Source organism: Micromonospora yangpuensis (assembly GCF_900091615.1).
Lineage (GTDB): Bacteria > Actinomycetota > Actinomycetes > Mycobacteriales > Micromonosporaceae > Micromonospora > Micromonospora yangpuensis.
Window position 1 is genome coordinate 470,371 of the sequence record NZ_FMIA01000002.1, and the last position, 22,865, is coordinate 493,235.

General features: G+C 72.2%; 24 protein-coding genes and 2 pseudogenes. 14 read left to right on the top strand and 12 right to left on the bottom strand.

Annotated features, from left to right (window positions below):
• Window positions 1-7 precede the first annotated feature (7 nt).
• Together GA0070617_RS02335 and GA0070617_RS02340 are read left to right on the top strand one after the other, a co-directional pair.
• A complete protein-coding gene (locus tag GA0070617_RS02335) occupies window positions 8-1,093 on the top strand; it encodes a FecCD family ABC transporter permease (protein ID WP_091445773.1) in 1,086 nt (361 codons plus the stop codon).
• 95 nt (window positions 1,094-1,188) lie between these two features.
• Window positions 1,189-1,947, top strand: coding sequence for an ABC transporter ATP-binding protein (locus GA0070617_RS02340; protein ID WP_091445775.1), 759 nt, complete (start codon window positions 1,189-1,191; stop codon window positions 1,945-1,947).
• An 83-nt stretch (window positions 1,948-2,030) separates the two neighbouring features.
• On the opposite strand, the gene GA0070617_RS02345 is transcribed toward GA0070617_RS02340, so the two are convergent.
• The 6 genes from GA0070617_RS02345 to GA0070617_RS02370 all read right to left on the bottom strand — a co-directional run bounded on the left by GA0070617_RS02345 (window position 2,031) and on the right by GA0070617_RS02370 (window position 7,935).
• Window positions 2,031-2,840: a VOC family protein gene (locus tag GA0070617_RS02345; protein ID WP_175440412.1), complete on the bottom strand. Its 810-nt coding sequence runs from the start codon at window positions 2,838-2,840 to the stop codon at window positions 2,031-2,033.
• Window positions 2,841-3,067: 227 nt separating this feature from the next.
• Window positions 3,068-3,805 carry an ABC transporter permease gene (locus GA0070617_RS02350; RefSeq protein WP_091433354.1) on the bottom strand — a complete coding sequence of 246 codons (738 nt, stop codon included), beginning with the start codon at window positions 3,803-3,805 and terminating at the stop codon, window positions 3,068-3,070.
• Between the two features lie 2 nt (window positions 3,806-3,807).
• Window positions 3,808-4,692 (bottom strand): ABC transporter ATP-binding protein, encoded by an 885-nt coding sequence (locus tag GA0070617_RS02355; protein WP_091433357.1) that lies wholly within the window; start codon window positions 4,690-4,692, stop codon window positions 3,808-3,810.
• Window positions 4,689-5,153, bottom strand: coding sequence for a transcriptional regulator (locus GA0070617_RS31960; RefSeq protein WP_091433360.1), 465 nt, complete (start codon window positions 5,151-5,153; stop codon window positions 4,689-4,691). Before GA0070617_RS31960 ends, GA0070617_RS02355 begins: the two co-directional genes overlap by 4 nt.
• Window positions 5,150-5,788, bottom strand: a complete 639-nt coding sequence (locus tag GA0070617_RS02365) for a transporter (protein WP_091433363.1) — start codon at window positions 5,786-5,788, stop codon at window positions 5,150-5,152. The genes GA0070617_RS31960 and GA0070617_RS02365 overlap by 4 nt, the downstream gene beginning before the upstream one ends.
• Window positions 5,789-5,865: 77 nt before the next feature.
• Window positions 5,866-7,935, bottom strand: coding sequence for a HelD family protein (locus GA0070617_RS02370; protein WP_091445777.1), 2,070 nt, complete (start codon window positions 7,933-7,935; stop codon window positions 5,866-5,868).
• A gap of 410 nt (window positions 7,936-8,345) precedes the next feature.
• On the opposite strand from GA0070617_RS02370, the gene GA0070617_RS02375 reads away from it, so the two are divergent.
• The gene (locus GA0070617_RS02375) at window positions 8,346-9,197 is read left to right on the top strand and encodes a menaquinone biosynthetic enzyme MqnA/MqnD family protein (protein ID WP_091433366.1); all 852 of its coding nucleotides are present in this window, start codon (window positions 8,346-8,348) and stop codon (window positions 9,195-9,197) included.
• Between the two features lie 118 nt (window positions 9,198-9,315).
• Here the strand turns inward: GA0070617_RS02375 and GA0070617_RS02380 are convergent, their stop codons facing one another.
• Together GA0070617_RS02380 and GA0070617_RS02385 are read right to left on the bottom strand one after the other, a co-directional pair.
• The gene (locus GA0070617_RS02380) at window positions 9,316-10,263 is read right to left on the bottom strand and encodes a serine hydrolase (protein WP_091433369.1); all 948 of its coding nucleotides are present in this window, start codon (window positions 10,261-10,263) and stop codon (window positions 9,316-9,318) included.
• Window positions 10,263-11,222 (bottom strand): hypothetical protein, encoded by a 960-nt coding sequence (locus GA0070617_RS02385; RefSeq protein ID WP_091433372.1) that lies wholly within the window; start codon window positions 11,220-11,222, stop codon window positions 10,263-10,265. The genes GA0070617_RS02380 and GA0070617_RS02385 overlap by 1 nt, the downstream gene beginning before the upstream one ends.
• Before the next feature lie 364 nt (window positions 11,223-11,586).
• On the opposite strand from GA0070617_RS02385, the gene paaA reads away from it, so the two are divergent.
• The 7 genes and pseudogenes from paaA to GA0070617_RS02415 all read left to right on the top strand — a co-directional run bounded on the left by paaA (window position 11,587) and on the right by GA0070617_RS02415 (window position 16,464).
• Window positions 11,587-12,657 carry a 1,2-phenylacetyl-CoA epoxidase subunit PaaA gene (gene paaA, locus GA0070617_RS02390; protein WP_091433376.1) on the top strand — a complete coding sequence of 357 codons (1,071 nt, stop codon included), beginning with the start codon at window positions 11,587-11,589 and terminating at the stop codon, window positions 12,655-12,657.
• Window positions 12,654-12,938 carry a 1,2-phenylacetyl-CoA epoxidase subunit PaaB gene (gene paaB / locus GA0070617_RS02395; protein ID WP_091433379.1) on the top strand — a complete coding sequence of 95 codons (285 nt, stop codon included), beginning with the start codon at window positions 12,654-12,656 and terminating at the stop codon, window positions 12,936-12,938. Before paaA ends, paaB begins: the two co-directional genes overlap by 4 nt.
• Window positions 12,935-13,687 (top strand): 1,2-phenylacetyl-CoA epoxidase subunit PaaC, encoded by a 753-nt coding sequence (paaC, locus tag GA0070617_RS02400; protein WP_091433382.1) that lies wholly within the window; start codon window positions 12,935-12,937, stop codon window positions 13,685-13,687. The genes paaB and paaC overlap by 4 nt, the downstream gene beginning before the upstream one ends.
• A gap of 34 nt (window positions 13,688-13,721) precedes the next feature.
• The gene (gene paaD, locus GA0070617_RS02405) at window positions 13,722-14,288 is read left to right on the top strand and encodes a 1,2-phenylacetyl-CoA epoxidase subunit PaaD (RefSeq protein WP_091433386.1); all 567 of its coding nucleotides are present in this window, start codon (window positions 13,722-13,724) and stop codon (window positions 14,286-14,288) included.
• A pseudogene (locus tag GA0070617_RS32295) lies at window positions 14,285-14,455 on the top strand (phenylacetic acid degradation protein); the annotation flags it as partial. The gene paaD and the pseudogene GA0070617_RS32295, both read left to right, overlap by 4 nt.
• Before the next feature lie 147 nt (window positions 14,456-14,602).
• A pseudogene (locus GA0070617_RS30975) lies at window positions 14,603-15,529 on the top strand (2Fe-2S iron-sulfur cluster-binding protein); the annotation flags it as partial.
• A gap of 134 nt (window positions 15,530-15,663) precedes the next feature.
• Window positions 15,664-16,464 carry an SGNH/GDSL hydrolase family protein gene (locus GA0070617_RS02415; RefSeq protein ID WP_091433389.1) on the top strand — a complete coding sequence of 267 codons (801 nt, stop codon included), beginning with the start codon at window positions 15,664-15,666 and terminating at the stop codon, window positions 16,462-16,464.
• A gap of 114 nt (window positions 16,465-16,578) precedes the next feature.
• Here GA0070617_RS02415 and GA0070617_RS02420 read toward each other — a convergent pair whose 3' ends face one another.
• On the bottom strand, window positions 16,579-16,956 hold the full coding sequence (locus GA0070617_RS02420) for a hypothetical protein (protein WP_091433392.1): 378 nt from the start codon (window positions 16,954-16,956) through the stop codon (window positions 16,579-16,581).
• 136 nt (window positions 16,957-17,092) lie between these two features.
• On the opposite strand from GA0070617_RS02420, the gene GA0070617_RS02425 reads away from it, so the two are divergent.
• Genes GA0070617_RS02425 through GA0070617_RS02435 form a run of 3 tightly spaced genes read left to right on the top strand, consistent with a single transcriptional unit; the run spans window position 17,093 to window position 18,358 of the window.
• A complete protein-coding gene (locus GA0070617_RS02425; protein ID WP_091433397.1) occupies window positions 17,093-17,941 on the top strand; it encodes a helix-turn-helix domain-containing protein in 849 nt (282 codons plus the stop codon).
• Between the two features lie 7 nt (window positions 17,942-17,948).
• Window positions 17,949-18,152 (top strand): DUF397 domain-containing protein, encoded by a 204-nt coding sequence (locus tag GA0070617_RS02430; protein WP_091433400.1) that lies wholly within the window; start codon window positions 17,949-17,951, stop codon window positions 18,150-18,152.
• A 5-nt stretch (window positions 18,153-18,157) separates the two neighbouring features.
• Complete coding sequence (locus GA0070617_RS02435) at window positions 18,158-18,358, top strand: DUF397 domain-containing protein (protein WP_091433403.1); 201 nt, start codon at window positions 18,158-18,160, stop codon at window positions 18,356-18,358.
• A 1,055-nt stretch (window positions 18,359-19,413) separates the two neighbouring features.
• Here the strand turns inward: GA0070617_RS02435 and GA0070617_RS02440 are convergent.
• Window positions 19,414-20,127: a TetR/AcrR family transcriptional regulator gene (locus tag GA0070617_RS02440; RefSeq protein ID WP_091433406.1), complete on the bottom strand. Its 714-nt coding sequence runs from the start codon at window positions 20,125-20,127 to the stop codon at window positions 19,414-19,416.
• A 113-nt stretch (window positions 20,128-20,240) separates the two neighbouring features.
• On the opposite strand from GA0070617_RS02440, the gene GA0070617_RS02445 reads away from it, so the two are divergent.
• Entirely contained in the window at window positions 20,241-21,164 is a 924-nt protein-coding gene (locus GA0070617_RS02445) for an NAD-dependent epimerase/dehydratase family protein (protein ID WP_091433409.1), read from the top strand.
• Here the strand turns inward: GA0070617_RS02445 and GA0070617_RS02450 are convergent, their stop codons facing one another.
• Entirely contained in the window at window positions 21,165-22,418 is a 1,254-nt protein-coding gene (locus tag GA0070617_RS02450; RefSeq protein WP_091433413.1) for a hypothetical protein, read from the bottom strand.
• Window positions 22,415-22,756 carry a PadR family transcriptional regulator gene (locus GA0070617_RS02455; protein WP_091433415.1) on the bottom strand — a complete coding sequence of 114 codons (342 nt, stop codon included), beginning with the start codon at window positions 22,754-22,756 and terminating at the stop codon, window positions 22,415-22,417. The genes GA0070617_RS02450 and GA0070617_RS02455 overlap by 4 nt, the downstream gene beginning before the upstream one ends.
• Between the last annotated feature and the right edge of the window lie 109 nt (window positions 22,757-22,865).

Genomic DNA, 22,865 nt, shown 5'->3' on the forward strand with positions numbered 1-22,865 from the left:
TGCGGGTTTGGGCAAAACGGCGGGGCCGGCCCGGTCGGCCGGTTCGGCCAGCGCGCCCGCCGGACTGCGGGCGCGCTGGCTGGTCGCCGGTATCGCCGCCGTCGGGCTCGCGCTCGTCGCCGGTGTCTCGTTCGGCCCGGTCAGCCTTCCGCCGGGCAGCGTCGCGGTCGAGCTGCTCAACCTCATTCCCGGGGTACGCCTGGAGAGCGGCCTGACCGAGCGCGAGATCGCCATCATCACCGAGCTACGGCTGCCCCGGGCCGTACTCGGTCTGCTCGTCGGTGGACTGCTCGCCCTGGCCGGCGGCTGCTACCAGGGTGTCTTCCGCAACCCGCTGGCCGACCCGTACCTGCTGGGGGTGGCGGCCGGGGCCGGCCTGGCGGTCACCGCGGCGATCGCCCTGCGCGGCGGCGGGGACGGGTCGGGCAGCATGCCGGTGACGATCCCGCTGGCCGCGTTCGTCGGCGCGCTCGGCGCGGTGCTGATGACCTACCTGCTGGGCGCGGCCGGCGACCGGGGCCGCTCCCCGGCGACGCTGATCCTGGCCGGGGTCGCCGTCTCCGCGTTCCTCTCCGCCGGGCAGACCTACCTGCTGCAACGCAACGCCGACAGCATTCAGCTGGTCTACTCCTGGCTGCTCGGGCGGCTGGCCACCGCCGGTTGGGCCGACGTCCGGTTGGTGCTGCCGTACTTCCTGGTCACCGTGGTCGTGGTGCTGCTGCACCGGCGGGAACTGGACGTGCTCTCCCTCGGCGACGACGAGGCCAGCAGCCTGGGCCTGCACCCGCAACGTTCCCGGTACCTGCTGGTCGCCGCCGCCTCGCTCGGCACCGCCGCGGCGGTCTCCGCCACCGGCCTGATCGGGTTCGTCGGGATCATCGTGCCGCACGCGGTACGGCTGCTCGCCGGCTCGAGCTACCGGGTGATCCTGCCGCTGTCCCTGCTCTTCGGGGGTGCCTTCCTGGCGCTGACCGACGTGATCGCCCGGACCGCCGCCGCCCCGGCCGAGGTACCGATCGGCGTGGTCACCGCACTGCTCGGCGGGCCGTTCTTCGTCCTGGTCCTGCGCACCACCCGCCGGATGCTCTCGTGACCCCGGATCCCGCCGGTCCCGCCGACCCCGCCGGCACTGTCGACCCCGCCGGCACTGTCGGCCCCGCCGACCCCGCCGGGGCGGCGGCCGTCGAGGTGCGGCGGTTGCGGGTGGAGTTGGGCGGGGTGCCGGTGCTGACCGGGGTCGACCTCACCGTCGCCCCCGGCGAGTGGGTCACCGTGATCGGCCCGAACGGCGCCGGCAAGTCGACCCTGCTGCGGGCCGTCGGCGGCCTGCTGCCCGCGCCGGACGCCATCTGGCTCTTCGGTACGCCGAGCGCCCGCCTGCGCCGTCGCGACCGGGCCCGGGTGGTGGCCACTGTCCCGCAGTCGCCGGTCGTGCCGCCCGGAATGGCGGTGCTGGACTACGTCCTGCTCGGGCGTACCCCGTACATCCCCCCGCTGGGGCGGGAGTCAGCGGCCGACCTGGCCGTGGTGCACGAGGTCCTCCGCCGGCTCGACCTGCTCGGCTTCGAACGTCGTGAGCTGGCCACCCTCTCCGGTGGGGAACGGCAGCGGGTCTTCCTGGCCCGGGCGCTGGCCCAGGGCGCCACCCTGCTGCTGCTCGACGAGCCGACCAGCGCGCTGGACATCGGCCACCAGCAGGAGGTGCTGGAGCTGGTCGACCAGCTCCGCCGGGAGCACGGGCTTACCGTGCTGGCCACCATGCACGACCTCTCGGTCGCCGGGGAGTACGCCGACCGGCTGGTGCTGCTCTCCGCCGGTCAGGTGGCCGCCGTCGGCCCGCCCCGGGAGGTGCTCACCGAAGACCTCCTGGGCACCCACTACCGGGCCACCGTCCGGGTGATCCAGGGCGAACACGGCCCCCTGGTAGTCCCCGTCCGCCCCCGCTGAGGTGTAAGGAAGGGCCCCCTGTTAACGCTTTCGGTAGAGAGGGGTTCCCTTCTCACGATCGGGTGTTAAGAAGGGGCCCTTCCTTACCGCTGGGGGTGCAGGGTGATGACGGAGAAGAGGGCGCCGTGGGGATCGCGGAGCGCGGCGATCCGGCCGACCGGGAGGTCCCAGGGTGGCACCAGGATCTCGCCGCCCAGCTCCACGGCCTGCTCGGCGGCGGCGTCGGTGTCGGTGACCGCGAAGTACACCGACCAGTACGCCGGCAGGTCGGCGGGGTAGCCGTCACCCAGCGGCGGCATCATCCCGGCGACGATCCGGCTGCCGCACCGCCAACCGGTGTAGGGGACCGGGTCCATCGGTTGCTCCTCCGGCTGCCAGCCGAAGACCAGCTCGTAGAAGGCCTTCGCCCCCTCGGGGTCGGGGGTGACCAACTCGGTCCAGCTCAACGCCCCGGGCACGTTGAACACCTCGGCTCCGCCCATCGCCATCGGCTGCCACACGCTGAACGCCGCGCCGGCCGGATCGGCGAAGACGGCCATCCGCCCCTGGTCGAAGATCTCCAACGGGGGTACCACGACCTGTCCGCCGGCTTTGGCGACCCGGGTGGCGACCAGGTCGGCGTCGTCCGTGGCCACGTACGTCGACCAGATCGGCACCTGGTCCGGGGTGGCCGGCGGGCCGACCCCGGCGGCGGCCTGCCCGTCCAGCAGGAACGTGGTGTAACCGCCCGCTTCGGGCTGGGGCGAGACCCGGCCGGTCCAGCCGAACAGCCCACCGTAGAACCGTTTGGCCTCCGCCAGGTCCGCGGTGGCCAGGTCGGCCCAGCAGGGGATGCCCGGTGCGACGGCGTTCACGCTGACCCCTCTCGGCCGGTGACGGCTCCCTGCCGGCATCGTGGCACCGCCGCGCCGGCCGGCGCAGCCGAACCGGCCAGAAGCCCCCGCACACCCGGCGCCGACAGATCCGCGCCGCGCCGCCTCGCGCCGCGCCGCCTCGCGCCGCCTCGCGCCGCGCTACCCCGCGTCACGCCGGACCGCCCGGACCAGACCGGACCGCCCGGGCCGGCCCGCCCCCGTTGCGTTCCGGGCCGGCCCAGGGGCTACCTCACCTCGGTGCCTGGTCAGGTGAACCGACGGCCCTCGTCCCGTCGGTACGCCCAACCGGCGAGCGCGGCCAGCACCGCGACCCAGACCGCGAGCATGCCGACCGAGAGCGGATCGGGGCGGAAGTCGCCGACCGACGCCCACATCAGTTCGACCGCGCCCCGGGTGGGCAGGTACGGGGCGATCACCTCGATGAAGCCGGGGGCCTGACCGGGTGCGGAGAGCAGCCCACCACCGAAGGCGAGCGGGAAGAACAGCACCTGGGCGACCACGATCGCCGCCTTGCTCGGCAGGGCGTACCCGATGGTCAGCCCCATCAGGGTGAACGGTACCGAGATCACCGCGACCGTGCCGGCGGCCAGCGCGAACCCGGGCAGGCTGATCCAGGCCTCGGTCAGGGTCGCCGCGATCAGCAAAACCGGGATCAGCGAGAAGTAGCTGAGCAGCAGCCCGGCCAGCACCCGACCGGCGAAGCGGGGCGCGGAGCCGACCGGCAGGGTCCGCAGGTACGGGTCCCAGGGCTGGGCGCGGTCCTCGGCGACGCCCACGCCGTACTGGAAGATGTTGGCGCTGAGCACGGAGAAGGTGACCATGGCGGCGGTGGCGAAGGTGGCGGGGGTGGGGTCGTCGCCGGCGAACGGCACCACGAAGAAGAGCATCGCGGCGGCCGGGAAGAACGCGCTGCCCACCACCGCGATCGGGATGCGGACGGTCTCCAACAGTTGGTAACGGGCATGGACCAGGGTGAGCTTCATGGTCAACGACTTCCGGTCGGTTGTTCGTCGGCGGTGATGGCGAGGAACGCCTTCTCCAGGCTGGTGGGGCGGACCTCCAGGTCCCGGAACGGCACCCCGCCGGTGACCAGGTCCCGGACCAGCCGGTCGGCGTCGGTGGTGAAGAGGTGGGTACGCCCCTCGGCCCGTTCGACCCGGGTCACGCCGGGCAGTTCCGGCAGGTCGTCGGCGGTCAGGCTGACCCGGCGTACGCCGACCACGTCGCGTACCGCCGCCACCGTGTCGTCGGCGAGCACCCGGCCCCGCCCGATGACCACGACCCGCCGGGCCAGCGCCTCCACCTCTTCGAGGTAGTGGCTGGTCAGCAGCACCGTGCCGCCGTCGGCGTGGAAGGCCCGGACGGCGTCCCAGAGGGTGTGCCGGGCCTCGACGTCCAGTCCGGTGGTCGGCTCGTCGAGCAGTACCAGCCGGGGTCGGCCGACGAAGGCCAACGCCACCGCCAGCCGGCGGCGCTGACCGCCGGAGAGCCCGCCGGTCTGCCGGCGTACCAGGTCGGTGAGGCCGAACCGGTCGAGCAGTTCGCCCCGGGGCACCGGGTCGGGGTAGTGGGCGGAGACGAAGTCGACGACCTCGCCGACCCGCAGCGTGCCGGGTAGGCCGGTCTCCTGCGGGGTGACCCCGACCGACCTGCGGTGGGCCGGGTCGCGGGGATCACCGCCGAAGAGCTGCACCCGGCCGGCGGTGGGTCGGCGCAGCCCGACGAGGAGGTTCATCAGGGTGCTCTTGCCGGCACCGTTCGGGCCGAGCAGCCCGACCAGTTCGCCGGCGGAGACGTCGAGGTCGACGGAGTCGAGGGCGAGCACGTCGCCGTACCGTCGGGTGGCCTGTTCGGCCCGGGCGAGGATCATGTGGTGTCCTTCCGGCCGGCGGTCCCGGCGGGGTCGGTGCGGACGGCGACGCCGGTCGGGCCGGCAACGTCGGCGGTCCCGGCGACACCGGTCGGGCCGGCAACGTCGGCGGTCCCGGCGGTACCGGTCGGGCCGGCAATGTCGGCGGTCCCGGCGGTATCGGCGGGGCCGCCCGGGGTGAGCAGGGCGCGGATGGCGTCGGTGTACTCCTCGAAGGCCAACCGGCCCCGCCGGGTCAGGGCGATCAGGGTGGCCGGGGTCCGGCCCCGGTAGGTCTTGGTGACCTCGACGTAGCCGGCGTCCTCCAGCTTGCGCAGGTGTACCGAGAGGTTGCCGGGGGTCATGGCGAGGATCTCCTGCAACCGGGGGAAGGCGATCAGGTCGCCCTGGCCGAGGGTGGCGAGGGTGGCGACCACCCGCAGCCGGGCCTGGGCGTGGATCACCGGGTCGAGTTCGGTCACCGGCGGTCCCGCTGGCGCAGCCAGCCGAGCAACCCGGCGAGGATCATCCCGCCACCGCCGGCGACCGCGACCACCAGCGCGTGCCAGCCGGGACCGGCGATCGAACCGAGCACGTTGAGCACGGTGATCCAGACGCCGAGCAGGAAGAGCCGGCGGTCCAGCCAGACCGCGCCACCGGCCATGTGCAGCACCCCGGTCAGGCCGACCGACAGGGCCGACCAGAGCAGCCCGGTCAGCTCCGGCGGAAGGCTGTCGGAGACCCGCCCGGCGACCGCGAAGACGGTGAGGAAGCCCAGGAACCAGGACCAGCCGTACCAGGTGCCGCGTCGGGCGGAGTCCCCGGTGACGTCCCCGTAGGCCCGTGCGCTGGCCACCCCGGAGACGATCCCGGCCGCGCCGAGCAGCACGAAGAGCACGGTCAGCGGCAGCCAGGTGGGCAGGTCGACCAGGACCCGTCCGTTCGGTGAGAAGCGCAGGAAGAAGAGGCCGAACCCGATCAGCCAGGCCAGGCCCCAGGGCCAGTAGTAGGCGCGGGGGTCGGGTTCGAGGCGGCGGGTGGCGGTGGCCTGCTGCTCACGGATCAGGCGCAGGGCGGCGGCCGGGTCAGCCGGCGGAAGCTCGTCTTCGACGTTCACGCAAAGAACTTTAAAACACAAAGTCAAGGGCCTGGGTGCCGGGCGCGGGGGTCGGGTCGGGGCGAGCGGTTCGGTGTTCAGCCCCCGGCGAGTGGGGTGGGCAGGGGCGCGGTGTGCAGCACGGTCAGCCGGGACACCGCCCGGGTCAGCACCACGTAGAGCCGGTGCAGGCCACGCGGCTCGGCGGCCACGATCGCGGCCGGCTCGACGACCACCACGTGGTCGTACTCCAGGCCCTTGACGTCCGTCGCGGCGACCACGGTGACCCGCTCGGCGGCCTCGACGTCGTCGGCGGTCGAGGTCGCGACCCCGGCGTCGGTCAGCGCCGCGCGGAGCCCGGCCACCGCGTCGTCGGCGGCGATCACCCCCACCGAGCCGTCGTGCCCGAGCGCCGCGCGCACCTCGGCCACCGTCGCCCCCGGAAGATCGGTCACGGTACGCACATCGAGCGCGCCGTCGCGGCGCAACGACTCGGCCGGGGGTACGTCGACGGCGAGCGCTGGCAGCAGCCGGTTGGCGAACTCCACCACCACGGCGGGTACCCGGAACCCGACGGTCAGCGGCACCACGGCCGCGTCCGGCTTGCCCAGGTGGGCCAGGGACTCCCGCCAGTCGGCGGCGGCCCACGGCGCGGTGCCCTGGGCCAGGTCACCGAGGAGGGTGACCGACCCGTGCTCGCTGCGGCGGGCGATGGCCCGACACTGCATCGGGGAGAGATCCTGCGCCTCGTCGACCACCACGTGCCCGAACCCGGCCGGCCGCTCCAACAACCCGGCGACCTCGTCGATCAGTACCGCGTCCGCCGCGCTCCACCGGGTCGCCTTCGGCGTCCGGCCGACCCGCCCGGACCGCAGCAGCTCCTGCTCGTCCGGGCTGAGCAGCCCGTCGGCGGCGCTGGCCAGCACGGCCGGGTCGGTACGCAGCAGGTGCCACAGCCCCTCGGCGGTCAGCGCCGGCCAGACCGCGTCCAGGAAGGCGGTGACCGGCGTGGCCCGCCCCATCCGGCGCAGCCAGGCGTCCCCGGGCGACTCGGCCCGCCGGGCCTCCGCCTGCCGTTGCAACAGCCCGACCACCCGGGCCCGGACCCGCTCCCGGCCGGTGGCGTACGGCAGCCCCTCGCGGCGGGTCTCCTCGACGATCCGGTGCAGCGGGTCCAGACCGATCCGCCACCGGAACGAACCGTCGGAGACCATCACCGGTTCGGTGGGCTCGGCGATGTGCCCGTCGACCGCCCGCCGCAGCACCTCGGCCAGCCGTACGTCATGTTTGAGCGCGGCGACCGCCGGGGCGTCCACGGCACGGACCGGAACCCGGGTCAGCAGCCCCTCGACGGTGGCCTGCGCGACCTCGACCTCACCGAGGGCGGGCAGCACCGCCGCGATGTAGGCCAGGAAGGCCCGGTTCGGCCCGACCACCAGCACCCCCGTGCGACGCAGCCGCTCCCGGTGCAGATAGAGCAGGTACGCGGCCCGGTGCAGCCCGACCGCCGTCTTGCCGGTGCCCGGCGCGCCCTGCACACAGATCGACACCGCCAGGTCGGCCCGGACCAGCTCGTCCTGCTCGGGCTGGATGGTGGCCACGATGTCCCGCATCGGACCCACCCGGGGGCGCTCGATCTCGGCGGTCAGGATCCGGCTGGCCGTACCCAACTCCTCACCCAGGGCCAGGTGCTCGTCCTCGAAGCTGGTCAGCTCGCCACCGTTGAACCCGAACCGCCGCCGGACCACGACCCCCTGCCGGTCGCGGACACTTGCCCGGTAGAACAACCGGGACAGCGGCGCCCGCCAGTCCAGCACCAGCGGCTCACCCCGCTCGTCGGCGACGTGCCGCCGACCGACGTGGTACACCTGCCCGCCGTGTTCTGCCGGCCCGCCGGGCTCTGCCGGCCCGCCGGGCTCTGCCGGCCCGCCGGGCTCTGCCGGCCCGCCGGGCTCTGCCGGGTCGAGGGTGAGGCGGCCGAAGAAAAGCGGCGCGTCCGGCCGGTCGGCCAGCTCGGTCACCCGCCGGGAGAGATGCCGCCCGAGCTGCTCTGCGGTGTACGCGTCCCCGGCGACCCGGTCACCGGTGGCGTACAGCGCCTCGGCGCGTTCCCGCATCCGCCGCAGGGCGGCCCGGGAGCGGGCCAGATGGGCCTGCTCGGCGGCCAGGTGCCGTTGTCCGGCGGCCGGCTGGTCTCGTCCGGCGGCCGGGTGGTCTCGTCCGGTGGCGAGGTGATCGGCGGGGCCGGTGGCGGCGACGTCTGCTGCGGGCACGGTGCACTCCGGGCGTATCGTCCTGTTTGCTCGCGTCTCCGGAGGCGGATGGCCGGCGTCCGGCGCGGGGACGTCCGCTTCGGTGCGTGTCACCTCGGCCGTCAAGCGAGCAACCATGCTAAGCCGGCCCGGGTCACCCCGCCACCGCATTACCGCCCCGTTGAGCCCGGTCAGGCGGCGAAGCGTTACCCGCCTGGGGTTCTCGTCGTTGCTTGTTAGTTCACTGGCCGTCGCGGGATGCGGGGTTGGCCACTCCGGGGGCCACCGGCGGGGGCGTATGACACCGGCGGGGCTACCGTCGGGGGATGGCTGAGCGCATCGCCCGCCCCCGGGTCGGACACATCCAGTTCCTGAACTGCCTGCCGATCTACTGGGGGCTGATGCGCTCCGGCGCGTTGATCGACGTCGACCTGCACAAGGACTCGCCCGACCGCCTCAGCGCCGCGCTGGTCGCCGGTGACCTGGACATCGGGCCGATCTCGCACGTCGAGTACCTGCGGCACGCCGACGAGCTGCTGCTCCTGCCGGACCTCGCGGTGGGCAGCGACGGGCCGGTGCTCTCGGTCAACATCGTCTCCACCCGGCCGCTGGCCGAGCTGGACGGCGGCAAGGTCGCCCTCGGCTCCACCTCACGGACCGGGGTGCTGCTGGCCCAACTGCTGCTCGGTGAGCGGTACGGCGTACGCCCGGAGTACTTCCGCTGCCCGCCCGACCTGACCCAGATGCTGCTGGAGGCCGACGCCGGGGTGCTGATCGGCGACGTGGCGCTGCGGGCGCACTACGAGGCACCCCGCCGGGGGTTGGAGGTCACCGACCTGGGGCAGGCCTGGCGGGAGTGGACCGGGCTGCCGATGGTCTTCGCCGTCTGGGCGGTACGCCGGGACTTCGCCGCCGCCCATCCCGGCCTGGTCAAGGAGGTGCACGAGGCGTTCCTGCGCTCGCGCGACCTCTGCCTGGCCGAGCTGGACCAGGTCGCCGAGGGCGCGGCCCGCTGGGAATCGTTCGACGCGGAGACCCTGGCGTCGTACTTCCGGGTGTTGGACTTCTCGCTCGGCGAGCGTCAGGTGGCCGGGTTGCGGGAGTTCGCGCGCCGGGCCGCGGCGTTGGGTGAGGCTCCGGCGCTGCCGCCGGACGGCCCGGCCTTCTTCACCGGCTGACGCAGTCGCACCCGCTGCCTTGCCTGCTCTGCTCACCCGCCCGGCTGCTGCTTACTGCGGATCCGGGGTGTGAGAGGGGTGCCCCGCTCTACCGAAAGCGTTAACAGGGGGCCCTTCCTTACACGCGGAGGAGGGCTTTGGTGATCTTTTCGCAGTTGTCCATGCCGTACTCGTAGCCCTTGCCGATGGGGTAGCGGACCATCACGCCCATGGTCCAGTCGTCGGCGATGGCCAGGCAGTTGACGTGGATCTCCTGCTCCCGGGTGCGGTCGACCCAGCCGTTCTTGATGGCGATCTGCTTGCGTTCGGCGGCCGGGAAGGCCTTGCGGATGCCGAAGTCGCCGGCGCCCCGGACCTGGCGCATCTCCTTGAGCAGCCAGTCGGTCCACTTCGGGCCGGCGGCGCGCCCGTCGGCGATGCAGGCGCCGAGCCGGGTGGTGTCGCGGGGGGAGAGGTTGGTCCGGCTCCAGCCCCGGTCGGCGGCCGGGCTGCTGTCGGTCATCTCGCAGCGGGAGACCATCCGCTTGATCGAGGCGGACCGGCCGACCTCGGTGTAGAACTGCTCGGCCCGGGTGTTGTCGCTGTCCCGGATGATCAGCGTGGCGTCGGCCAGCTTGCCGTCGCTCGGGGTGCGGTCGTCCTCGTCGGCCTGGCGGAGGTAGTCGGCCACGATCCAGGCCTTGATCAGCGACGCGGTGGTGCTGGTCTCGGACATGTTATCCGAGCCGGTGATCTTGCCGGTCCGGGTGTCCATGACGCTCCAGCTGTACCAGCCGTCGATGTCCAGGTCCACCTCGGTGCTGGTGAGGTCGAAGGGCAGCGGTGGTGGCGCCGGCGGACTGGGCTTGGCGGTGGGCCGGGAGCTGCGGTCGGTGGGGTTGCCGTCGCGGGTTGCCTGCCCGGGGGCGTCCCCCCAACGGGCGGCGGCGGTCGACTCCAGCGGCGAGCCGGGCAGCAGCCGGAGCGAGACCAGGACCAACCCGACAAGTACGGCGGCGATGGCGATCAGCCGCAGTGCGGAGTTGTCCCCACCGGTGCGGCGTCGGGCCCGTCTCCTGCTGGCCATCAGAGCTTGCCGACCTGGTGCTGCGGGACCTTGAGGGCAGCGCCTGGTTGCGGGGTGACCAGCTGACTGGCGACGGTGGCGCAGGTCTGGGCTCCGTAGTTGAGCCCTCGTTTCTGCGGGTAGCGCAGCAACACGGCAAGACTCCACTTCTCGGTGACGGCAAGACAGTTCACGTGCCAGTTGCCGTCATAGTTCAATGGCGTCCAACCGTTCTTCATGCTGACCGGGCCCTGGTCGAGGATCGAATCGGGTAGCCCGTCGATGATGCCCCACCGTCCGCCGCCCTCGCGCGCCTTCTGGTCCTTCGCGGCGGTGCTGCCGCGCACCTTCGCCATCTCCGCCAGCAGGAACTCGGTGTGCTTCGGCCCGGCGGCCGTGCCGTCGGCGAGGCAGTCGCCGAGGCGGACCGCGTCCCGCGCCGACATCTCGGTGAAGCTCCACCAGCCGACGTACCCGGGCACCTTGCCCGGCTTGGTGTCGGTGAGCTTGCAGGTCTGGACCATCCGTCGGATGGTGCCCGCTCCGCCGACCTCGTTGTAGAGCGTGTTGGCCGCGTCGTCGTTGCTGTCCCGGATCGCCTCGACGATGTGCCGGCGGAAGTTGGCCGGGACCGGCTTGTCACCGAGGTCTTTGAGGTAGGCGGCGGCGAACCACGCCTTGATCATCGACTCGGTGGAGCTGGTCGAGGCCTTGTTCTTCGCGCCGGCGATCTCTCCGGTCTCCCGGTCGAGCAGGGCCCAGGAGAAGAAGTCGCCCTTGAAGCTCACGGTGACCGGGCCGGCCGCCAGGGTCGGTGGCGGCGGTGCGGTGGGCTCGGGGGTGGCCACGCTCTGCGTGCCACCACCGCTGCCTTCGGTGTCGTCGTCACCGGCCAGTTTCGCGTACGCGGTCGGCACCAGCATGACGCCGCCGAGCAGGATCGCCGCGACGGCGAGCACCATGATCACGCGAGGTCGCATGAGTGGGTGAGCTCCAGATGTCAGGGGCCGGGGGGCCGGCCTGGTTGCCGAGTGGCGGGCGAGCCGCCGAGGCCGGGGGAGGGCCTGGTCGTCGGCGGCCTTCGATGGCCGCCCGGGGTGACCGGCAAAGTTTACGTCCGGGCGGCCCGGACGGCACGACCCGACACCGCTCGATGCGCCGACAAGCCGAGGAATCGGACCACTATGCGGCTGTTGAGAGGATTCATCTTGCTTTCGTGACCTAATTCATAGCTATTCCGAGCGAGCCTCACCGGGCGAATCGGGCGCGGCGTAACGGAAGGAGCATTCCGAAGTCTGTTACACCCTCTGGTGCTTCTCGTGCTGAGCTGTAACACTTGTCGGTATGTATGGCAACGACTTCTCCGGTCCTGAGGAAGCGCCCGGCGGCGGCCTGCTCGGCGAGGTCGAGGCGGCCGAGACGGCGCTGCGCGAGGCCGCCGCCCGCCAGCGGAGCAGCCCCGCAGCCGAGCCCGGCGTGGACCTCGCGGCCTACTTCACCGACGTGATCGCGGCGGACCAGAAGATCGAGCCACGGGACTGGATGCCGGAGGCGTACCGGCGGACGCTGATCCGCCAGATCGCCCAGCACGCCCACTCCGAGATCATCGGCATGCAGCCCGAGGGGAACTGGATCAGCCGCGCCCCCTCGCTCAAGCGCAAGGCGATCCTGCTGGCCAAGGTCCAGGACGAGGCCGGCCACGGGCTCTACCTGTACGCGGCGGCGGAGACCCTCGGCATCAGCCGGGACGAGCTGGTCGAGCTGCTTCTCGCCGGCCGGCAGAAGTACAGCTCGATCTTCAACTACCCCACCCTGACCTGGGCCGACGTCGGTGCGATCGGCTGGCTGGTGGACGGGGCGGCGATCGTCAACCAGGTCCCGCTCTGCCGCTGCTCCTACGGGCCGTACGCGCGGGCGATGATCCGGGTCTGCAAGGAGGAGTCGTTCCACCAGCGCCAGGGCTACGAGATCCTGCACACCCTCAGCCACGGCACCGAGGCGCAGCGGGCGATGGCCCAGGACGCGATCGACCGCTGGTGGTACCCGTCGCTGGCGATGTTCGGCCCGCCCGACGGCGACTCCACCCACTCCGAGCAGTCCATGGCCTGGAAGATCAAGCGGTTCTCCAACGACGAGCTGCGGCAGCGCTTCGTGGACATGTGCGTGCAGCAGGCCGAGATCCTCGGCGTCCGCATCCCCGACCCCGACCTGCGCTGGAACGACGAGCGGCAGGCGTACGACTTCACCCAGCCCGACTACGACGAGCTGCTGCGGGTGATCAAGGGCAACGGCCCCTGCAACCGGGAGCGGATCGCGCACCGTCGCCGCGCCCACGCCGACGGTGCCTGGGTCCGCGACGCCGCCACGGCGTACGCGGCCAAGCGGGCCGACCAGAAGGAGAAGGTGGCCGCATGACCGAGTCCTCGCCGCTCTGGGAGGTCTTCGTGCGGGCCCGGCGCGGGTTGTCGCACACCCACGTGGGCAGCCTGCACGCCCCCGACGCCGAGCTGGCCCTGCGCAACGCCCGCGACCTCTACACCCGCCGTCAGGAGGGGGTGTCGATCTGGGTGGTGCCGGCCGGCGCGATCACCGCCTCCAGCCCCGACGAGAAGGACGCCTTCTTCGACCCGGCCGCCGACAAGGTCTACCGGCACCCCACCTTCTACGAGGTACCGGACGGGGTGGCCCACCTGTGAGCGGCGACCTGTTCGAGTTCACCCTCCGGCTCGGCGACGACGCCCTCGTCGCCGCGCAGCGGCTGGCCGAGTGGACCACCCGCGCGCCGGAGATGGAGGAGGACGTCGCGCTTGCCAACATCGCCCTCGACCAGCTCGGCGCGGCCCGGTTGCTGCTGAGCTACGCCGGTGAGCTGGAGGGCGCCGGCCGGGACGAGGACGCGCTGGCGTACCTGCGCTCCGACCGGGAGTTCCGCAACTGCCTGCTGGTGGAGCTGCCCAACGGTGACTTCGCGGTCACCATGGCGAAGCTGTTCTTCCTCGCCGCCCACCAGCGGCTGCACTACGACTGGCTGGTCGCCTCGACCGACGAGCGGATCGCCGCGATCGCGGCCAAGGCCCGCAAGGAGTCGGCCTACCACCTCGACCACTCGTCGCTCTGGGTGAAGCGGCTCGGCGACGGCACCGAGGAGTCGCACCGGCGGATGCAGGCGGCGGTGGACGAGATCTGGCCGTACACGCACGAGCTGTTCGCCGCCGACGAGCTGACCGCCAGGCTGGACGCGCAGGGGGTGGGGGCCGCCCCGGCGACCCTGCGTGACCAGTGGCTGAGCACCGTCGAGCCGGTGCTCGCCGAGGCCACGCTCACCCGACCGGCGGACGGCTGGGCACCCGGCGGTGGCCGCGACGGACTGCACACCGAACACCTGTCGTACCTGTTGGCCGAGTTGCAGGTGCTGCACCGCGCACACCCGGGGGCCCGCTGGTGAGCCGCGCGGCAGCAGCCCCCAGCCGGAGGCGGCGGTGGTAGACCTGCGGGCGGCCGTGGCGGCGGTGGTGGACCCGGAGATCCGGGCGATCACCATCGACGAGCTGGGCATCCTGCGGGCGGTCGACGAGGAGCCGGGCACCGGCCGGGTCACCGTGACCATCACCCCCACCTACACCGGCTGCCCGGCGATGGACGTGATCCGGGCCGACATCCGCCGGGCGCTCGCCGCCGTCGGCCGCCCCGACGCCGAGGTGCGCACCGTCTACAGCCCACCGTGGAGCACCGACTGGATCTCGACGACCGGCCGGACGAAACTCGCCGCCGCCGGCATCGCCCCACCGGCCCCGGCCGGCTCATCGGCCCAGGCCGGCTCATCGGCCCAGGCCGGCTCATCGGCCCAGGCCGGCTCATCGGCCCAGGCCGGGCCATCGGCCCAGGCCGGCCCTCGGGGTCCGGTGCCGCTGACCCTGGCCGTACGCTGCCCGCGCTGCGGCTCGCCGGAGACCGAGCAGGTCAGCCGCTTCGGCTCCACCGCGTGCAAGGCCCTGTGGCGCTGCCGATCCTGCGCCGAACCCTTCGACCACCTGAAGGCGCTGTGACTGTCACCATCAACCGCCCGGTCCGTCGCCGGCCGGTCTTCCACCCGCTGCCCGTGGTCGCCGTCGACCGGCTCACCGCCGACGCCGTGTCGGTCACCTTCGCCGTGCCGCCGGAGCTACGGGAGACCTTCGCGTTCTCCGCCGGCCAACACCTGACGGTACGCCGGCCCGTTGCCCCCGACGACACAGCTGGAGTGGCTGGTGCCGTCGGTGCGGTCGGGGCCGACGGCGGTGCCGTTGGTGCGGCTGGTGCCGGCGACGGTGCCGTTGGTGCGGCTGGTGCCGGCGGCGACACCGCTGGCGCGGCGGGTGCGGGTGCGGACGTACGTCGGTCGTACTCGATCTGTTCGACCCCGGCGGAGCTGGCCGGGCACGGTCGGCTGCGGATCGGCGTGCGGGAGGTCCCCGGCGGGGCGTTCTCCGCGTTCGCCTGCGGGGTGCTGCGCAGCGGCGACACCGTCGAGGTGCTGCCCCCGCTGGGCCACTTCACCTCGGCGTTCACGCCGGACCGGGTGCGCCGCTACGGCGCGGTGGTCGCCGGCTCCGGCATCACCCCGGTGCTCGGCCTGGTCGGCACGGCCCTGGCCGTCGAGCCGGCCAGCACCTTCACCCTGGTGTACGGCAACCGCACGGCCAACAGCGTGATGTTCGCCGAGGAGCTGGCCGACCTGAAGGACCGCTACCCGACCCGGCTGCACCTGGTGCACGTGCTCTCCCGGGAGCTGGGCGAGTCGCCGCTACTCTCCGGCCGGATCGACGCCGAGCGGCTGACCCGGCTGCTGGACACGGTGGTCCCCGCCGAGGCGATCGAGGAGTGGTTCCTCTGCGGCCCGTACGGGCTGGTCGTGGACGCGCGGGCGGTGCTGGCCGCCCGGGGGGTGCCCGACGCGGCGGTGCACACCGAGCTGTTCCACGTCGACGCCCCGCCCGAGCCGGTCCGCCGTGCGAGCGAGGAGCCGACCGGGGGCGCGGAGGTGACGATCGTGCTGGACGGGCGCTCGTCCCGGTTCACCATGGGCGCCGGTGAGCGGGTGCTGGACGCCGCGCTGAAGGTCCGTGGCGAGTTGCCGTACGCCTGCAAGGGCGGGGTCTGCTCGACCTGCCGGGCGAAGGTGGTCGACGGCGCGGTGACGATGGCCCGCAACTACGCGCTGGAGCCGGACGAGGTGGCCGCCGGGTACGTCCTGACCTGCCAGTCCACCCCCACCACCGACACCCTCACCGTCGACTACGACGCCTGACCGCCCGGACCGCCCGGACCGCCCGGACCGCCCGACACGGAGCGTGTCCATATCGTTCCACTATGTTCCACAATGGAATCTATGCTGCTAATGTCGCCGACGATCGATCCAGGCTTCACAGTCGAAAGGAAGCCATGCGTAAACTGACGTCGGCGGTGCTCGCTGCCGCTATGACGATCGTCGCGATGCAGACCCTGGCCAGCGCCCCCGCCCAAGCGGCGGCCGCCCAGGAGTACGTCGCGCTCGGTGACTCCTACGCCTCCGGGGTGGGGGCGGCACCGTACGACTCGGCCAGCGGTGCCTGTCTGCGCAGCCCGAAGAGCTACCCGAAGGTGTGGGCGTCGTTCCACCCGGCGTACTCGGCGAAGGACGTGACCTGCAGCGGGGCCACCATCGCGGACGTGCGGAGCAAGCAGCTCTCCGCGCTGAGCAGCCGGACCACCCTGGTCAGCATCACCGTCGGGGGCAACGACGCCCAGTTCTCCCCGGTCGCCACGGCCTGCCTGACCGAGAGTGAGTCGTACTGCGAGGCGGCCACCATGTATGCCTCGTACTACGCCCGTAACCAGATGGTCGGCGAGCTGGCCGGCCTCTACACCGACATCAAGAAGCGGGCCCCGGGGGCCAAGGTGGTCGTCCTCGGCTACCCGAGGCTGCTCGCCCCGACGGGTTCCTGCGGGGCGATCAGCCCCAGCGCCGCCAAGCGCGCCTACATGAACGCCAACGCCGACGCGGTGGCCGAGGGCACCCGGGCGGCGGCCAGCCGGGCCGGCGTGACCTTCGTCGACATGCGGCCGGTCTTCGCCGGCCACGAGGCGTGCAGCGCCAAGCCGGCCATCAACGGCGTCAACCTGGCCCGCCTGACCGAGACCTTCCACCCCAACGCCACCGGGTACGAGTACTACGTCTACCTGCTGGCCGCCAACCGCACCTGATCCGCGTACCCCTCGACGGTAACCTCGGGGCCGCTCGACCGTCCGCCCCCGGACGGCCGGGCGGCCCCGTCCTCGTCGGGCTCCCGGCGCTGTCGAGCTGATGTCGCGGACGGCTCAGCGGCCGGCCAGCTCGGTGGGCCGGAGGCTGGCGGTCCAGTAGGTCAGGTCGGAGTGGTGCTCGGTCAGCACGACCGGCTCGCCGCAGGCCTCCTCGATCAGCTTGACCGCATCGTCCAGGTGCGCCGGGCAGCCGTCCCAGTCCTCGTCGCAGAAGAGCTGCAACCCGGCCTCACCCCGGTCGTCGCCGAGCGCCTGCGCTCCCTCGGGCGACACCAACACCACCGTGTACCGGCCAGCCTCCCGCTCGGCCTCGCTCGGCGGCTCCGGCTCGTCCCGCCCGCGCCGCCGGAACCGCTCGACCACCGACGGGATCGGACCGGGCGAGTCCGCCGGATCGTACGGCCGCAACCAGGCGGGCTGGGGAATCTGCATGGTGGCCTCCTTGATTCGAATGACTGAAAGCAACATTGCGATCCATGGTTGCGTGTTGCCGACTCGGAGTCAATACTCAACGCAACGACTCGTGTTCTCGATGTGACGGCGGGTCCTGGAGATCGGGAGGATCGGGATGGCCAAGACGAGTCAGCCCACGGTGGTCGGTCGAGGGCTCGGGGGTGAGCTGCGCGAACTCCGGACGGGACGGGGGCTGCCGCAACGCCGGGTGGCCATCCGGCTCGGCTGGCAGCCGTCCAAGTTGTCCCGGATCGAGAACGGGATCCAGGGCGTCTCGGCCGCCGACGTCGCCTCCCTGCTGGTGATCTACGGCATCACCGGTGACGAGCGCAAGCGGCTGCTCGGGATGGCCGAGCGGTCGGCCGAGACCGGTTGGTGGGAAACGATCGGGGGGCTCTCCGAGGAGTCGCGCACCCTGATCCGCCTGGAATCCGAGGCGACCAGCATCGTCAACTGGGAGCCGATGCTGGTGCCCGGGCTGTTGCAGACGCCGGACTACGCCCAGGCGGTGATGGTCGGGTGCGGGGTGCCGGCGGACGATTCGCAGGGTCGGGTGGCCGCCCGACTCGGTCGGCAGGCGATCCTGACCCGGCCCAACGCTGCGGCGTTGCGGGTGTTGCTCGACGAGATGGTGTTGCGCCGGGCGCTCGGTGGTCCCCAGGTGATGGCCCGGCAACTTCGGCACCTGATCGAGGCCGCCGAACGGCCGACGGTGACCCTGCGGGTGGTTCCGCTGGCGGTCGGCGGGCACACCGGCCTGGACGGGTCGTTCGCGCTCTTCGACTTTCCGCGCAACCGGTCGGTGGTCTTCATCGACCACAAGTTGACCGGGCTGTTCCTGGAGGAGGCCCCGCAGGTGGCGCACTTCCGGCGGGAGGCGGATAGGCTTAGCGAGGTGGCGCTCAGCCCCGTCGATTCGGTGGAACTCGTTGCGCGATACGCAACGGAGCACGAGCGAGAGTGAGCCTCGGATGATCAGCCCTGAGCTGTCCGGCGTTACCTGGCGTAAGTCGACCCGCAGCGGTTCCAACGCCAACTGTGTCGAGGTTGCCGAGACGGCACATGTGGTGGGGGTGCGGGATTCCAAGGATCGGTCGGGGCCGGTATTGGCCTTCGACCGGCCGGCCTGGTCGGCCTTCGTCGCTGGCCTGTCGACGCGTCCCTCGTCGTGGTGATCTGAATGACCATCCCCGGGTTGTCCGAGGCTTCCTGGCGCAAGTCGACCCGCAGTGGCTCCGACACCGACTGTGTCGAGGTTGCCGAGACGGCACATGTGGTGGGGGTGCGGGATTCCAAGGATCGGTCGGGGCCGGTGTTGGCCTTCGACCGGCTGGCCTGGTCGGCCTTCGTCGCTGGCCTGTCGGAGCGACTGCCCGGGTGACAGGTGCCGCCCCGGGCAGGCGGATGTCCAGGTGCAGCAGCTGATCGTCCCGGTCGATTGATGCCTTTTGCCCGTTGGGGCTGCCTTGATCGACTCGGTTGGGCTGATCTGGCTGGGTCGAACGCCCCCGGATACCGCCATTTCGGCCCAACCGAGTCGATCAACGCCGGAGACGGGTTCTGCCGCGGGCGATAGTCCCTCGGGCCCGGCCCCTCCGTACGGTGGTGGCGACGGTCAGGTGGCGGGCGTCCCGTCGAGCGTCTCTTTGGCCGGCGTCGTAACTTGCGTGGAAGGTCTTGGAGTCCGCGGCCCTCCCAGTCGCGCTCCGTCTTCCGAACCACCCGGCCCGTCGCCGACGTCCCGCAGTGAAGAATCGGAACAATCGCTCCAAGGCGGCTAATTTCCGCTCGGGACAACCACCCCGCCCCGCCGACCCCCCAACTCCCAAAGGCGCCGGGCCCTCCCCGTACCCGGTTGCGTGTAGATCTTGGACACTTACCGTCGTATTTGGACGGTAAGTGTCCAAGATTCACTTCGGAGCCCGCATTCGCAGTGAGGGGGCGGGTGAATCGCCGGGTTTCGGGGGTTTTCTGGCGCGGCAGAATCCGGCAGTGGGTCCGCTTGGGCCACCCGATTGGCCGTGGACGCGACCAGGTGAATATCTCTGGAACCGGGGGGCGGGTTTTTGGGGAGATTTGCGTGACCCTTCCCAGGAAGGGTCACGCAAAACTGAGGAGAAACCGAGACCGGGACCCATCGACCCACGCCGACGGGGACCCGCTCCGCTGAGTCGACCTGGTGGCGGCTGTTTCCTGGATCCGGTGGCCTCCCAGGCACCGCAGGCCACCGGATCCAGGATCGAGCGGGGTCGGGCCGGGCGGGGCCGGGACGGGCCGAGACGGGCCGGGACGGAGCGGGCCGGGCCGGGACGGAGCGGGACGGGCCGGGACGGAGCGGGACGGAGCGGCACGGTACGGGACGGAGCGGGCCGAGACGGGACGGGGCGGGGCGGGATCGAGCGGGGGCGGGACGGGGGCGTGGTGGGGGTGGGGGTGTCAGGGGAGGGCGAGTAGGGCGGCCATCTGGCGCATCTGGTGGTCGAAGTGCTGGTCGCGGGCCTCGATGACGTTGTTGAACTGGCCGAAGAGTTCGAAGCTGATGGTGCCGAAGCAGTGGATCCAGCCGGTCATGCCCCGGGCCAGCAGTGTCTCGGGGAGGTCGGCGAAGCTCTCGTCGCCGAGGCTGGCGAGGGTGTCGCGTACCGGGGTGAGGTCGGCCCGGACCGCCCCGGGCAACTCGTCGGGGTCGGGGGCGGTCAGGGTGCCGGCGGTGAAGCCGTCGACGAGGATCCGGATCAGGGTGACCGGGGTGCGGGCGGCCGCCACGACGGTGTCTGGCGGGGCGGCGTAGCCGGGGACCGGGCTGCCGAAGAGCAGGGCGTACTCGGCGGGGTGGGCCAGCGCCCAGTGGCGTACCGCATGGCAGGTGGCCAGCCAACGGCCGCGCAGGTCGGTGCGGTCGGTGACCTGGGCGTCGCCGGTCTCGGCGGCCTCGCCGACGGCGTGGTAGGCGTCGACGATCAGGGCGGTGAGCAGTTCGTCGCGGCTGGGGAAGTAGCGGTAGATCGCCGAGGAGACCATGCCCATCTCCCGGGCGACGGCGCGTAGCGACAGGTTCGCCCCCTCCGCGGCGAGGTGGCGGCGGGCGATCGCCTTGATTTCGTTGATCATCTCGGCGCGGGCCTTGGCCCGGATGCTGGCGGCAGGCATGCCGGTGAGTGTTGCACACATCCGAGAGCACTGCTCTTGACAAGGCCGGTGGTGATGAGTGAGCATTGGTCTCACAAGAGAGCGATGCTCTCGCTTCTGAGGGAGGAACCCCCATGGCTCTACACCTTGTCGTCGGCGCCGGACTGGTCGGCTCGACCACCGCGCGACAGCTCGCCGAGCGCGGCGAGCAGGTCCGGATCGTCAGCCGCTCCGGGCGGGGCCCGACCCACGAGCTGATCGAGCGGATCGCCGCCGACGCCACCGACGGCGGCCGGCTCGGCGACCTCGCCGAGGGCAGCGCCGCGATCTACAACTGCCTCAACCCGGCGTACGACCGCTGGCTCACCGACTGGCCGCCGATGGCCGCCGCGCTGCTCAGTGCCGCCGAGCGCTCCGGCGCGCCGCTGGTGATCGCCGGCTGCCTCTACGGGTACGGCGAGGTCACCGGCCCGATGACCGAGCAGAACCCGCTCGCCGCTACCCACCCCAAGCTGAAACTGCGCGCCGACATCTGGCGCGACGCCCTCGCCGCCCAGCGCGCCGGCCGGATCCGGGCCGTCACCGAGGTACGCGGCAGCGACTACCTCCAGGCGCAGTCGATCTTCAGCTTCTTCCTGGGCAAGCCGCTGCTGGCCGGGCGACGCGCCTTCGTCCCCGCCCCGCTCGACGTGCCGCACACCTGGACCTCGACCAACGACATGGCGGCCATGCTGGTCACCGCCGCCACCGACCAGCGGGCGTGGAACCGGGCCTGGCACACGCCGAGCGCGGCACCGGCGACCATCCGCGAACTCGCCACCCGCTTCACCGAGGTGGCCGGAGCGCCCGCGCCGAAGCTCACCAGCATCCCCGGCCCGGTCTTCCGCGCCGCCGGCCTCGTCGCCCCGGCGGTCCGCGAGTTCCAGACCACGGCGTACCAGTTCAACCGGCCCTTCGTGATGGACAGTACGGCGGCCACCACCACCTTCGGCCTGCGCCACCAGCCACTGGACGAGGCACTGCGCGAGGCGGTCGCTCGGCACCGGTCGGCTAGCTGATCAGCCTGGTTGATCGTCCGGGAGGCCGGAGCCCTGGCCGCGGGTGAGCGGTGGTGCGGCGGTCGGCCCGTTCCTCGCCAGGTGCATCTTCAACACGATCGCCATGACCAGGGCGGCGACGAACAGGTTGCAGCCGAGGTATCCCATCCCGGTGCAGGTAGTGATCACCGCCAGGCCGAACGCGACGGACACCGCCGTCCAGCCGACGCGGGGCGGGACGGACCTGGGGGCAGGTTGCCCTCCGGTGGTGTCGCGAGGCCGACGGCAGAGCGCGAGGACGACCGCTGCCACGACGACAGCCAAGATCGTCGGGGTGAGGATGAGGAGACCTTCGTCACCGAAGACGGTCCACGACCAGAGCGGGCCCTCGTTGCCGGAGAAACCCTGGTCGGCGACGGTGAGGTAGTCCCGCACGACGTAACTGATCAAGAATGCGGCGTTGCCGGTGGCCAGCAGGGCCAGCAGGGCCAGGATGCCGCTCGCCGTCGGATGGCGCTCGGATCGGCGGCTCGCCCAGCCGGTGAGGAACCAGCCGGACACCATCCCGAGCAGTGCGCCGGCCGCGAAGCCGACCGGCATCCCGGCCGGCTCGATCCGGCGTACGGAGACCTCGAACCAGCCGCCCGAGGTCGGCTCGGAGGAGTGGTGGTTGTTGTCGAAGGTCAGCACCCAGCCGTCCCTGGTGGCGGTCAGGGTCTCGCGCGTCGGCCGATCCACGTCGCCGGAGTAGGAGGTCGGGCCGAGCCGCCAACCGGCAGCGGCCAGCTTCTCGGACACCTCGGCGTCGTACGCGCGCAGGTCGGGTATCGCGGCGGGATGGTCGACCTGGTACCGGACCTGACTGAACTGTGCCTCGCCGTTGCCGTTGACGAAGACCCGGTCGTGCCGTTCCAGTGGCGGGAGCACGGCACCCGGCGTGACCAGCTCGGCGATGCCGGCCATCTCCGCCGCGGTCGGCAGTGGCCGGTCGGTCTCGCCGAAAAGGCGGGCGGTCAGCGACGCGGTGACGAATCCACAGAGGACGGCGACGGCGACGGCAACGGCGACCACCATCCGGTTTCCTGGTCGCCCCAGCCGGGCCCGGGGTGCGTGGCGGAGCACGTCGACGATCTCCCGGGCGGTCGGTCCGCGACGGCCCGCGTCCTGGGCGGCCATGAGCATCGTGTCGAGGAGTTCGGCCCGGCGGGGCCCCGCCGGGTAGGTCCGGGCGAGCAGCCGGAAACGCCGGTACGGCGCAGGTCGGCCCGGGCTCATCCGAACGTCGCCGTGGCCGGTCCGGCGGGTGGGCGCAGGGCGTCCAGCAGGCGGCTCGCGGCCTGGACGTTGCGGCTGAGCCGCTGCGTCTCGGCGGTCAGCGCGGTGCTCCCCTCGTCGGTCAGCCGGTAGTAGCGGCGTAGCCGCCCGTCGACCGCCTCCTCCCGGTCGACCTCGACCAGCCCTTCGGCGGCGAGCCGGTCCAGGGCGGCGTAGAGCGTCGCGGGAAGCAGCCGCGTCTCGCCGTCGGAGAGCTTCGTGACCTGCTGCATCACCCCGTATCCGTGTCGGGGTTGGTCCACCAGGGCGGTCAGGATCCAGAACGTGGGTTCGCGCATCGGACGTGTCACGCGGATGAATATACAAATGATCTGACTATCTGGCCAGCGCCGAGGGCGTACCCGGGAAGTGGGTTCGAGATTGCTCACAGGGTGGGCCGGGCCGAAC